At 59.2% G+C, this 12,367-nt stretch carries 8 protein-coding genes and 3 pseudogenes; 9 read left to right on the forward strand and 2 right to left on the reverse strand.

Translation table 11 applies throughout. The features are described from left to right. Positions 1-111 precede the first annotated feature (111 nt). From M1R55_RS23690 to M1R55_RS23700, 3 genes and pseudogenes are all read left to right on the forward strand, one after another. Positions 112-2,142, forward strand: a complete 2,031-nt coding sequence (locus M1R55_RS23690) for a beta-galactosidase (RefSeq protein WP_249395360.1) — start codon at positions 112-114, stop codon at positions 2,140-2,142. A gap of 254 nt (positions 2,143-2,396) precedes the next feature. Further along, a complete protein-coding gene (locus M1R55_RS23695; RefSeq protein ID WP_249395361.1) occupies positions 2,397-3,041 on the forward strand; it encodes a GAF domain-containing protein in 645 nt (214 codons plus the stop codon). Between the two features lie 252 nt (positions 3,042-3,293). Beyond that, positions 3,294-4,001 (forward strand): annotated as a pseudogene (locus M1R55_RS23700) (IS6 family transposase). A 225-nt stretch (positions 4,002-4,226) separates the two neighbouring features. On the opposite strand, the gene M1R55_RS23705 reads toward M1R55_RS23700, so the two are convergent. Then, entirely contained in the window at positions 4,227-6,599 is a 2,373-nt protein-coding gene (locus M1R55_RS23705) for a bifunctional diguanylate cyclase/phosphodiesterase (protein WP_249395362.1), read from the reverse strand. A 189-nt stretch (positions 6,600-6,788) separates the two neighbouring features. On the opposite strand from M1R55_RS23705, the gene M1R55_RS23710 reads away from it, so the two are divergent. The 4 genes from M1R55_RS23710 (at position 6,789) to M1R55_RS23720 (ending at position 9,871) form a co-directional block, all read left to right on the forward strand. Further along, positions 6,789-6,989: a helix-turn-helix domain-containing protein gene (locus M1R55_RS23710; RefSeq protein WP_249395363.1), complete on the forward strand. Its 201-nt coding sequence runs from the start codon at positions 6,789-6,791 to the stop codon at positions 6,987-6,989. Between the two features lie 45 nt (positions 6,990-7,034). Further along, the gene (locus tag M1R55_RS32410) at positions 7,035-7,289 is read left to right on the forward strand and encodes a winged helix-turn-helix domain-containing protein (RefSeq protein WP_371827283.1); all 255 of its coding nucleotides are present in this window, start codon (positions 7,035-7,037) and stop codon (positions 7,287-7,289) included. 137 nt (positions 7,290-7,426) lie between these two features. Beyond that, on the forward strand, positions 7,427-7,585 hold the full coding sequence (locus M1R55_RS23715) for a hypothetical protein (RefSeq protein ID WP_249395364.1): 159 nt from the start codon (positions 7,427-7,429) through the stop codon (positions 7,583-7,585). 705 nt (positions 7,586-8,290) lie between these two features. Beyond that, positions 8,291-9,871, forward strand: coding sequence for a diguanylate cyclase (locus tag M1R55_RS23720; protein ID WP_249395365.1), 1,581 nt, complete (start codon positions 8,291-8,293; stop codon positions 9,869-9,871). 432 nt (positions 9,872-10,303) lie between these two features. Here the strand turns inward: M1R55_RS23720 and M1R55_RS23725 are convergent. Then, positions 10,304-10,498: pseudogene (locus tag M1R55_RS23725) on the reverse strand (IS3 family transposase); the annotation flags it as partial. A gap of 180 nt (positions 10,499-10,678) precedes the next feature. Here M1R55_RS23725 and M1R55_RS23730 point away from each other — a divergent pair. Then, positions 10,679-11,635, forward strand: coding sequence for a transposase (locus tag M1R55_RS23730; protein ID WP_249395366.1), 957 nt, complete (start codon positions 10,679-10,681; stop codon positions 11,633-11,635). A 97-nt stretch (positions 11,636-11,732) separates the two neighbouring features. Continuing rightward, positions 11,733-12,011: pseudogene (locus tag M1R55_RS23735) on the forward strand (transposase); the annotation flags it as partial. Positions 12,012-12,367 lie beyond the last annotated feature (356 nt).

A 12,367-nucleotide genomic window follows, 5' to 3' on the forward strand; every position in this document is an offset into this window, starting at 1 on the left:
CCCCATAAAAGCGGAGCAGGAAGGCCACTATAGTAGTGAGGACGCTCTGCTCTCCCTATCCAACCAGCACACCGAACTGGCCTTTGGCCGCCCACTCCAACAGGAGCGCGTATGCCTGATCCCGGCTTCCGAAAAATTTCTTATGGCGGCGACTGGAATCCCGAGCAGTGGGACTGCGGGGTGTGGCACGAGGATATCCGGCTGTTCCGGGAAGCCGGGATCGATCTGCTGAGTATCAACATCTTCGCCTGGACAAGACTTCAGCCCGACGAGGCCACCTTCGACTTCGCTCAGCTGGACGAGATTGTCGCTCTGCTTCACGGGAACGGAATGCAGGTCTGCCTGGGCACGGGCACCGCCGCGCACCCGGCCTGGATGGCGACCCGATATCCGGACATCCTGCGGGTGGATGCCCAGGGCCGCAAACGCAAGTTCGGCAACCGCCACAATTCCTGTCCCAGCAGCCCGACCTACCGCCACTTCGCGCCCCGGTTGGCGGGTGCACTGGCCCAGCGGTATGGCCAGCACCCGGCGCTGGCGCTGTGGCACATTTCCAACGAGTTCAGTGGAACGTGCTACTGCGGGAACTGCGAGATCCGTTTCCGGGAGTGGCTGCGGGCAAAATACGGATCGCTGGACGCCCTGAACCACGCCTGGAATGCCCCGTTCTGGAACCAGACGGTGACGGTCTGGGACGAAATTGTTGCGCCCAACGCCCTCACGGTGCAGAGAGACGACCGGCACACCTGCATGCAGGGCCTGTCGCTTGACTACCTGCGCTTCAACAGTGACAACCTGCTGGACAGCTACCTGCTGGAAGATCGGGCCATTCGCGAGCACCAGCCGAACGCGGTGATCACCACCAACCTGATGGGCGCTTACCGCCCGATCAACTACCGGGCCTGGGCCCCGCACATGGACGTGATTGGCTGGGATTCCTACCCTGGCCGGGATCAGCCTGCCTCGCGCACGGCCATGCTGCACGGGCTGATGCGCGGTCTGAAGAACGGAGCGCCGTTTCTGCTGATGGAGCAGACGCCCAGCCAGACGAACTGGCAGCCGCACAACGCCCTCAAACGGCCCGGGGTGATGCGGCTTCAGAGCTTACAGGCCGTGGCTCATGGGGCAGACGCAGTGATGTTCTTTCAGATGCGCCGCTCGCCGGGTGCGGGCGAAAAGTTTCACGGCGCGGTCATCGAGCACCATGGACGCAGCGACACGCGGGTTTTCCGGGAAGTGGCCGCGCTCGGAGCGGAACTCCGGCAGCTTGCAGATCTGACGCTGGGGTTACGCCTGTCTGCCCGCGCCGCCGTCTGGTTTGACTGGGAGAGCTGGTGGGCGTGCGAAAACTCGATGGGACCCAGCGCAGCCCTGGACTACGTGGAAGAGGTCTGGAAGGTCTACGACGCCCTGCACGCTGCCAACATCGCGGTGGATCTGGTCGGGCCGGCAAGCGACCTGAGCGGCTACCGCCTCTTGGCCGCGCCCGTGATGTACCTGCTGCATCCAGAAGACGTCACGGCGCTGCACGGCTTTGTGCGTGGGGGAGGCACGCTGCTCACCACCTTCCTGAGTGGCGTGGCCGACCCCAGCGACCGGGTCTTCCGGGGCGGCGCTCCTGGCCCGCTGCGCGACCTGCTTGGGCTGTGGGTCGAAGAAATTGACGCCCTGGATCCACAGGTGCACAACCGGATCGTGCTGGGTCAGGCACTGGGAGAACTGTCCGGGAGCTACAGCTGCAACCTCCTGTTCGAGATCATTCGCACCGAGGGGGCCGAGGTCATGGCGACCTACGGCGAGGACTTCTATGCCGGCACTCCGGCCCTGACCCGCCACCGGCCAGGCCAGGGCCAGGCCTGGCACCTCGCGTCCAGTGCTGAACCGGCTTTCCTGCGCGGTCTGCTCGCACATCTGTGTCAGGAAGCAGGCATCGAACCCACATGGCCGGGGCTGCCCCAGGGTGTGGAGGCCACCATGCGCGGTGAGGGGGAGGCGCGGGTACTGTTCCTCCTCAACCACCTGGAACATGAGGTCACGGTTCCGCTGGCGGTTCCCCTGCGCGATCTGCTCGCGGGCGTGACAGTGCAGGGTGAAGTCACGCTTCCTGGCTCCGGCGTCTTGATCGCCCGACCTCAAAGCTGACCTGTCGGCTCTGGGCTTTCCAGCTGTGTCCGGGCTGCCTGCCTTTCCGAGGGGTTGAAGAGAGCGCTCCAGATCAGTGCTGAAGGGTCGGTCAAGTCGCGTGCGATCTGGCCCGGCCGCATGAAGCACTCCGAGCAGTCATCCTGAGGACCACCCGGCCACTCTTGGCCTGCCAGACGGCCTGGGCAACGGAACAGCGGAGAAACCGTCTCTGCCCCCAAAGTTTTTCTGGGTGCAGACCGTATCTTGGACCCGTGCCCAACCATGCCGTAGCGCCCTTGGGGGGCCCTCTTACCTTCAGCGAACGCCTGCAGGCCGTGACTGAGGCACTTGCTGCCGTCCATACACAGGAGGGCGTATTCGGGCTGATCCTGACGCCCGCTCTGGCCGCTCTGAATGCCCTTGCCGGAGCCGTGCTTCTGGTTGATGAGCCGGGCTGGCAGCTGAAAATGGCGGCCGCCCAGGGAGAGGAGGGCGCTCAGGGGGTGTGGCAGGATGGCCCTCTGGACAGCAGTGGGGCAGTAGGCGACGCCCTGGGACGGCACGAGGCGCTGTTTTTTGAACACCACGGCGCTCTGGCACGGGCCTATCCAGAACTGGAAGCCCGCACGGGTGGCGTGGCCGCCGTCGCCACCGCCGCGCTGCCGATGTTCCTGGATGCGCGGCCTCTGGACGCCCTGATTTTGGATTTCAGGGAGCCGCATGAGTTCACGGAGGCCGAAATCCACTTTCTGCGAACCCTGGCGGCCCAGTGCGCGGTGGCCCTGGGCCGGGCGCACAGGCGCCCATCCGGGCGGTCACGAGTTTCGCGGGCATCATCGACCGGCGCTACGGCACCCTGCTGGACGACCGGGGCCGAGTCTACCTGCGCCAGATCGTGGAGGGCGGCGAGCACATGAAGTGGCTGGTGGACGACCTGGGTGGCCGCGAGGCGTAGGAGGATGGCGGCGAACCTGGCTTGGTTCTCTAGGGTGGATAAGTCACCGCCGCCTACAAGGGTTACAGGCGCCACTTGAATGATGCAGCGGGGAGAAGCAGGCGTCTTGGACTTACGCGATGTTGCCATGTTCGATCTCCTCCCCATTGAGCCACCGAATCAGGACACTCCGCGGTTGTGTTGCCTTGACCGGGTTGGGGGAGGCTGACAGTCCGTGAGTGACACCAAGCCCCACCGCCACCGATTTGCGATGATCATCATCTAGCACGCGGTTTGGCTGTACCACCGTTTCCTTCAGCTCTCGAGATGTTCAAGAACTGCTTCACCAGCGTGGTATTGAGGTGAGCCACGAGACGGTGCGCGAATGGTGCATCCCATTTGGATGCCTCTTTGCTCAGGGACTGCGCCACCGGGAAGCCCGGCGGGGTTCCTGGTGGCATCTGATTGATGTCTCCACCACGGTGGACGGAGTGAGACACTGGCTGTGGAGGGCCGTGGACGAGCACGAACCCGTGCTCGGTATTCTGCTTCAACGGCACCGCGATACCGATGCCGCCCAAACCTTTCTGACCCGGCTCCTTGCTGAGTGCGATGTCCCAGAGGCCATGCACACCGACCAATTGCGGAGTGATGGCGCTGCAATCCGGGCGCTTTCAAGCCTGGTTCAGGTTGACCCCCAGGAAGTGGTCGCCGCAGCACGCTGTAACCACCGGATTGAACAATCTCATCGATGGACAAGATGTCAGGAACGGCAACAACAGCCATTGGAGCGGAAAAACGCACACAGGAGTTTCTGAACTTGCACGCCCGAATTGAAAACCTTCACCATCACTCCCGAAGGGGCGTTCCCGGCCGCATCAGAAACAGCAATCAGAAGCAAGCGTTCCAGACGTGGGCAACGGTTGGGGCAGGGGTGGTTTGAACCTCAGGCCACCCCTGCTCTCCGTCTGCCGTGAGTTCAGTTAAGGCAACACAACCCTTGAGTCTCCTGTGCACACGGCATTGCACCGAGAGCGACGAGCTTGAGAATGCTGTCCTGTGTTGCATACCTCCGAGTGCTTTTAACTCCTCAACACTTTTTTCGCCCATTGGAACGGCAATTCGTCGAGGTGTCAGGTGCTGAGGCTGACACTGATTGATGTAGCCGTCATGGCTGCATTCTTAGCGTCGAGTGGGACTGTTGAGCAAACTCCCACAGTGCGGCAGGAGTGAGCGGTTTGGCATAGAGGAAGCCTTGAGCCAAGGGGCAATGCCATGTCTGCAGGAGCGCTGCCTGCTGGGGGGTTTCGACACCTTCAGCCACGACCTGCAACCCCAATTCGCCTGCCATGCGGATGACTGAGGCGAGAATGACCTGTCGGCGTGGGTCGGTGTCGGCTCCCCTCATGAATGAGCGGTCGAGCTTGAGTTTGTCCAGTGGCAATTCCCGAACCAATTCCAGACTGGCGTAGCCTGTTCCAAAGTCATCAAGCGATACTGTTACCCCCAGCGCCCGCACCTGGGCGAGTTGCCGGGTTGCCGCCGCCAAGTCAGCGATCACGGCGGTTTCAGTCACCTCTATTTCCAACAGTCCGGATGGTAGGCCACTGTCCCGCAGCACTTCAGCCAATTGGGCAACGAAGGTGCCGTCCCGCAACTGCACAGCGCTGATGTTCACAGCAACCTTCAAAGACAGCCCCGCTGCGTGCCACTGCATGGCCTGAGTACAGGCCGTGTTCAGTACCCACCGCCCAATCTCCATGATGAGCCCGGTCTCCTCGGCCACAGGGATGAACTGCGCAGGTGAGACCGGGCCATGGCCACGACGTTGCCAGCGGAGCAAAGCCTCGCAGCCCACAATGCGTCCAGAGTGGAGATTGACCAACGGCTGATAGACCAGAGCAAACTCTTCCCGATCCAGAGCACCCCGCAACTCCCGTTCAATGGCCGCCCGCCGCTGGGCCTCGTCAGAGAGATGGGGAGTATAGGCTTCCACCGCTTGGCCCGTGATTTTGGCGTGATACATCGCTAAATCTGCATGCCGGAGCAAAATGGAGACATCTCCCGCATTTCCCCCCAGGGGTGAATGGCTCACCCCAGCACTGGCACTGACGAACAGGTCGCCTGCGCTGGTGGATAATGGGCAGTTCAGCGTGTTCAGCAACTGCTGAGTGCGTTCTAAGGCCGCCTCCATGGTCTGTACTTCCAGCAGCAACACAAATTCGTCCCCGCCCAAGCGGGCGACCATCCCCGGCGCGGACGTGGCCAGCGCGGTCGCGAAGCGATTGGCCACGTCTCTCAGAATTTCGTCTCCTATCTCGTGGCCAAGGGTGTCGTTGATGGATTTGAATCCATTGAGATCAATCAACGCCACAGCTACGGCCGTCGTGCCTTCCAGCACCCCTGAGAGCTGATCGCTAAACCGTCGCCGGTTGGGCAGACCGGTCAACTCGTCCCTAGACGCCTGATCGACGAGTTGTTGTTGGTGCTGGTCTGTGCGGTCAAGCAAACTGTTGAGGGCGTCTCCCAATGCACTCAACTCATCTTGACCTGACACGGGGAGGCGGCCGGCCCTCCCCTTGCTCGCCTGCAAGACCTGCACCTTTTGGCGGTAAACCGCTAAGCGGCGCAGAATCAAAGCTTCGACCAGCATCATGATTAAAGCTGTAAAGAGCAGCACCATTCCCAAAACTGCCAGCAAGATCACCCGGGCGGTGATCAGACCATTGGCATGATCTACACGGGCTGAACTGACCTTCAGGATGAGGCTGGCGCGTTGCTGAAAATCCAGCAGTTGCAGTTGCCCTTCTATCCGCTGCTGATTCAGAGGCTGGACGAAAATCTCTCCCGGCTCAAGGGTCACTCTTGCCCTAGCTTCACTGGTCACCTGCACTTGGAGAGTGAGTTGAGAATCGCGTTTGAGGGTGTCCAGCAACAGAGGCGTCAACGCTTTACCCATTACGATGGTTCCTGCTGCCGGACCCTTACCTGCGCTGGTGACGATGGGCCGCGCGGCGAGCAGCCAGGGTTTGCCTGACAAGGTGACCAACCCCTCCTGTACGTCTTCTAGATTCCGAAACGTCAGCAGGGATGGGGAGACGCGTTTGATCTCCGTCGCGAGGGATGTGGCGGGTTCAAACCGTTGGCGATTCAGGTCATAGAACCAGGCGCTGACCAGCTGACCTTGAGGCGTGAAGTAGACGAAAAGATTGACGGCCGCCGCCTCAAATGATGAAGGCACTAAATTGTTCTTCTCGTAGTCTCGGGTGGGACGCTGGACGTAGCGGTAGGTGTCGTCCCAGACGGACCAGTTCAGCACGAACGTGCTCAGATTCTTCTGTTCACTCTGAAGCGCTTGTGCAGCGCGCTGAGTGTTTTGACGCATGCGGGCCTTTTCTTGCTCGTCAAAGCGGGCCAACACCAATCGTGGCAGCAACGCCGCCACGACGAACATTAACCCCATTCCGGCCAGGGCCAAGGCCGCCAGCACCTTCAACCGCAAGGGGAACCGGATCCGGAGGGGAAGGGGAGGGGTAACCATAAGGAAGGTTCAACCCCCACGGGGAAGGCTGTCTAAGTCTGTATTTTTAGGCGCAGGGCGTCACCAGGATCTTACACCTCCTGTTTTCCAAGGGACGTTTCGGCAGCAACCCCAGTGAACGGTTCTGTCAAGTTAAGTAGGGCGCATCTATGTTCTTAGCGGATGGGTTGACCTCGTCGCAGGATGGAGATGACGTCAGCGCAAGATGACCAATTACGCGAGATGGAGCTGAGTAAGGCGTTTCATCCTCGAGCTCGTCTGCGTGCCCGAGTCCTGCATCTGCATGCCCAAGGGTGGAGTGTCGTGCAGTTGGCAGCGTATTTTGACCGCAATCACCAAGCGGTGCGCGACGATCTGACGCGTTTTGAACAGCAGGGGTTCGCTGGCTGAGCAGATGGTCGATCGACCGGCCAGCTGACCCGGATGAGCCCAGCGATGGAGCAATTTCTCCACGAGAAATTGCGGGAAGACCGGCTCTGGACGACCCCCCTGCTGCAGACGGCGCCGCAAGAGGGATGTCGCGCGAAAATCAGCCAACGCACCCGGAACCATCATCTGCACCGCTTGGGCTACAGCTGGAAACGGGCGAGATACTCGCCCGCCAAAGCGTTAGATCCGAACGTAAGTGCTGAGCATGCCGCGTCGATAGAGGCGTTAAAAAAGGGGGATTGGACGGCAAACATACCCTAAAATTTTTGGATCAGACTGGGTTGTCGCTCATGATGTCCATGGCGTTCACCTGGTTCCGCCGAGGATCTGGCCAACAGGTTCAGATTCCCACGCGCTGGGGGTCATCAGGCCGAGTAAATTTCATCGGGAGGTGGAGTTTGAGCGGCGACGACGCTCAATTGGAAGTGCGAGAACTGGAGAGCAATTGTACGGGAGCGCAGGTGATCGCTTATTTCGACACCTTGGCTGCCCACTGCACCCCAGAACGCTTGACGGTTACTTTCTCGCTTGGTGAGACGAAAGTGCTCACCTGCTAGCTGCAGCCGAACCCTCCAGTGAGAGGCTGTGTGACGGATTGCAAAACCTGTGAATTGAACGCCAACTGGGCCGCATCTCTGTGCACACCAACATGCTGCAAGGCCACCGCCTTTCTCACATCCTCACCCTCTGCTGGAGTGCTGCGACTGGATGCACAGAGGAAGATGTGGCCTTGTCCACCTAGCACACTGGTCTTAAATTGACCGTTCTGGGGGTTGGTTTGAGTCTTTGGAAAGGAAGCGAACCCGCCTCTTGGAATCGGCAAAAACGCCGCTGCGACGCTGGTGCAGCGAGGAACAAAGGGCCAAGGGACGATCCCCTGAACGGAGTTCCCGCGCCCAGCGCTGTTTGACCGCTGCTGAGTCGCTGTTTAGTCAGATTGCTGGAGACGAGATGAGCCGCTACTGTACGCGTTGCAGCCAACCTTAAGGCAAGTTCCCAACCCTGGAACTGGACTTTGTAAGGAGGCAATAATAAGTATTCTGTTAGGGTGAATTTATGAATGTGATCAAGCGTGAAGAGTGCAATCACGCTCACCGTTCCGTCGCCACCTTGAACAGGGTGATTGACGGGCCTGTCCTGCCCGGCGCAATCATGCGCCGCGTCAGGGTAGTATGGTCTCATCTAACGTTTCGGGATGGGGGTTGGAACAGCTCTCCAAAGAGACAAGCGTATGAGCCGTGGGGAAGCGCTGGATGCCGCTCATGACCCAGATGACCTCTCCATCCACTGCCACTTTGCAAGGTGAACTTCAGACCCTGAAGCGTCAGATCGAAAGTTCCAGCGACCCCAGTGCACAGGCCCTCCTGCACCGAGACGCTGCGTACGTTGCTCTGGACATCGGTGAGCCTGTGGTCGCGCTGGCACATGCCTTGGCATGTTTGGAACTGGCCCGACTTTGCCATGATCTGCCCCTCCAGATCAAAGCGCACGTGGCCGTCGCACTGGTGCAGGCTGAGGCGTACGACGACTTGGGAGCCGCCAAACATTTCCGACACGCCGAGCACTTGGCCGAAGAGTCCAAAGATGACCGTGGGGCGGCACTGGTGGCCGTGAACGCCTCTCACTATCACATGGAGCGCGGTGAATACCTCACGGCAGCGATCACTCTTCAAGCGTTACTGAACTCCTCTTCTTTCTATGCGTTGAGCCGCCCTGATTCCTGCGAACTTTTAGAAGCCTTTTACATCAATGTTGTTGTCAGCACGACTGAAGCGCTGATGCTGAAGACGGAACACATCGGTGAGCTGCCCCGCATAGGCCACTACCTCACTGAAGCAGCCCAGGAGCTGCACGCCCTCAACGCCCATCGGGGCAACTTAACCAGCCCTTGGTGCGTGATGAACGTGCTTGACGCCCTGACGCGCTACGCCTTATGGCAAAACGACCTTCCAACGGCTCGGCAGTTCGCAGATGAGTTTGTTGCCCTCTCGAAGAATACAGGAAGCATAGTCATCTATGGACGTGCTCTTCTAAACCGCGGCCGGGTGAAGGCCCGGCTGCACTCCTGGGAGGAGGCAATTCAGGATGCCGAGACCGCCATTGCTCAATTTGAAACCGGTCGCCATGACTTGTGGGCGATTCGGGCCCGGGAAACGTTGGCTCAAGTTTATGCCCAAACCCTGCGTTTTCGGGAAGCCTTTGAAACGCAGCGGGAAGTGACCCAACAGGTGGAATTGCTGTACCGGCAATTCCACCAGCAACAGGCCTTGCTGGGGCAGATTACGCAGCGTGCCAAGGAAGCTGAAGTGCGCGCAGTGACGTTTGCAGAGGCGGCATTGCAAGACTCACTGACTGGAATTCCCAACCGTGCCCACGCGATGCAAGTTCTCGCCGATCTTCAAGGCCGTGCACAGCGCGGCGAGACCAGCGTGGTTACGCTGATGGATCTTGACCATTTTAAACAGGTCAATGATACTTCGGGGCATGCAGCGGGTGACGTGGTGCTCACGCGAGTGGCACAGACCCTGAGAACTGAGGTGCACCCGGTTGACAGCGTGGCCCGTTTTGGCGGGGAGGAATTTGTAGTCATCCTCAGAGGGGTCACCCTCGCCGAAGCAGCAGACAAGTGTGAACGCTTGAGACGTGTTCTGAATAACTTGAACTGGGACGACATCGTCCCAGGACTGAAAATCTCGGCCAGCTTTGGCTTGGCTGTGCTTGATGGGCACCGTGACCTGAAAGAAACGCTCCACGCCGCCGACAAAGCCCTGTACCATGCCAAAGCAAGTGGACGAAACGTGGTGCAAATAGAACGCCATCTTCCCGCTGGCGTACTGGATTGAGGTTAACTCAGCGTTCCAGATCTGAGTTGATATTGCGAGGGCTTCGTGGAGGATCAGTTCAGTGTGGCGCGGTGTGCCTCAACGTGAGTTGGTGAGCGTTTTCCTCGGCTGGCGTGACGGTGCTCGCGGTTGTCCAACACCTCAATCCACTCAAAGACGAAATGACGCGTGTCAGAGCGGTGTCCTTGTTCTTTATCGAGGTTCAGCTCCAGGCCAAGGGGGCAAAAAGCGCTCCATCGCCGCGTTGTCCCAGCCTTCTCCTGTGCGGCTCATCCTCTGGAGCGCCTTCAGGCGCTCCAAGGCTTGTCGGTACTCGTGACTCGCCGATTGAACTCCCTGATCCGAATGATGGAGTCAACCTTGTCCAGGACGCCGAATTTGCTGTGCCATGTTCAGTGCGGCTCGAGTTTCCCCGATTGTGCACACTTGTGGTTAAGCCACTAAAGCTTGCCGATCGGCTTCCAGTGGTGTCAAGTAGCCCAGAGTCGAGTGCAGCCTTTTGCGGTTGTCCTACACCTCGATATATTCGAAGATCGCCCGTCTGGCCTGCTCCCGGGTGTCGTAGATCTGGTCGTCCACCAACTCGCGCTTCAGGGTCTCAAAAAAGCTCTCCGAGACAGCATTATCTGTATAACAGAGGTGGATGGGGGTGTTGCCCTCGCATTATCTGCCTCCGTGGCCTCGCTGGGAACTGCACACCCCTATCCACACTCCGTTGGATTCGCCGCGTCGCCAGATACCAGGATGCCTTGAGGCCCGATTTGACAGAGCTGCGCGCTGCCCATCCAGCTTGAGACTGGAGGTCGCATGATCACCCTTGGACTCGATCCTCATCCTGGCAGCCATACCGTGGCCGCCCTCGACGAGCAGGGAACGCCATTAGCGTCCCTGACGGTTCCAAACACTGCGGAAGGTCTGGCACAACTCCATCATTTCGCGCACCCGTACAGTTGTCGGCAGTGGGCCATCGAGGGTGCGGCAAACCGCTTTATCACGACCTTCGTCAGTGAACTGCTCGCGAACAACGAAGCTGTCACACACATTCCGCCAACCTTGACGAGTCAATACCGTGCTCGAAAAGGTCGCAAGAAGAATGATGTGGTAGACGCGCAAAATGCCGCGCGGGCCCTGATGGCCAATCCAGAGTTGCCGCCCTTTCAAAGAGGCGTACAGCAACGTCACCTCCAAGACCTCACCCATGCACAACGCAAGCTTTCCCAAGAACACCAAGCCCATAAAGCGACGCTGACGTCCCTCGATCTGAACTCGCCGGTCAGACCCGTCCTCGAAATGGTGATGACGACGCTTCAGGAGCAACGCAAGGTGCTCGAACGACACCTGAAGGACGTCGTGTCCTCTTTGCTTCCAGCCCTGTTGAATGTTCAGGGCGTGGGGCCCGTTGTCGCAGGCATCGTGCTGGGTGAGATCGGTCGTGTCGAGCGCTTCAAAAACAAACATCATTTTGCCAGTTATTGTGGAGCTGCGCCCGTGGAGCGTGGGAGCGGCCAAAATACGCGGATGCAGCTCAATACGAGTGGATATCGGCGCTTAAACTGGGCTCTGCACATCATTGCTATTGTCCGACTGCGACAAGATGAGCGAACGAAAAGCTTAGTCACCAGACTGAAATCTCAGGGGAAAAGTCAGCGGAAAGCGCTTCGGATTCTGAAGACCTATATTGCACGCGAGCTCTTCACCCTGTTGCAGCAAGCAGCCGCATCCAAGAGTCCTGAGGCCCCAGTTCTAGCTGGAAATGCTACTTGACAGGCTTATACCAGGTTCCCAGCAATTCCCTTTCCGACTCATGCTGTACACCATGCCCCGGTGAGTGAGCGCGGTCTGTTCCAGACCGCTTGAATCCACCCAATACGCCAGTAAAATTTTTCAAGCCGAATTGACGCGCATCGGTGCGCAAGGGAGCATGAACCGGAAGGCCAATTGTTGGGACAACAGCGTTCTGGAGAGCTTTTTCAGCTCCCTGAAACGGGAGCTGCTGGACACGGCTCCCTTTGAAAGCTGAACTGTAGCTCGTCAAGCGATCTTTGAATACATTGAAGTCTTCTACAATCGACAACGCCGTCATTCCACACTCGCTTACTTGACACCACACGAGTTCGAGCGCCAAGCAGGGGTGGCTTAACCAGACGTGCGCAAGACCGACTCAAGCCCACAGCGCTTGAACCCTCTGAAAGGAGGCCAAGAGTGGCTTAGGGTGCTACCTACGACCATGAGACTGCTGACCAATGGGGGCTGACTGCCTGACAGATTTTATGAGAGCAGACGACAAACGAGCTTCCAACCGACCTCCAGTGTTGCTTGAGAGTGAGTATCAGAGCGTTTTCGTCCGCAGACGGCTTAGGATCAGGTTCACCCTGAAGGGCCAAGCAGAAGAGAACAACTTGACCTCGGCTCAGTGCGTGCTGTCCAGCACGCAGGCCAATCTTGAGGTAGCTCAGACCCCACTGGCAGCAGGGTCGGAAGCCCCTCAGACACGAG

This window comes from Deinococcus sp. QL22, assembly GCF_023370075.1.
Taxonomy (GTDB): Bacteria; Deinococcota; Deinococci; order Deinococcales; family Deinococcaceae; genus Deinococcus.

Bases quoted from the DNA above. Each gene is read 5' to 3' on its own strand.
- M1R55_RS23690 (WP_249395360.1), top strand. From the start codon at position 112: ATGCCTGATCCCGGCTTCCGAAAAATTTCTTATGGCGGCGACTGGAAT.
- M1R55_RS23705 (WP_249395362.1), bottom strand. From the start codon at position 6,599: ATGGTTACCCCTCCCCTTCCCCTCCGGATCCGGTTCCCCTTGCGGTTG.
- M1R55_RS23710 (WP_249395363.1), top strand. From the start codon at position 6,789: ATGACGTCAGCGCAAGATGACCAATTACGCGAGATGGAGCTGAGTAAG.
- M1R55_RS32410 (WP_371827283.1), top strand. From the start codon at position 7,035: ATGGAGCAATTTCTCCACGAGAAATTGCGGGAAGACCGGCTCTGGACG.
- M1R55_RS23720 (WP_249395365.1), top strand. From the start codon at position 8,291: ATGACCCAGATGACCTCTCCATCCACTGCCACTTTGCAAGGTGAACTT.
- M1R55_RS23730 (WP_249395366.1), top strand. From the start codon at position 10,679: ATGATCACCCTTGGACTCGATCCTCATCCTGGCAGCCATACCGTGGCC.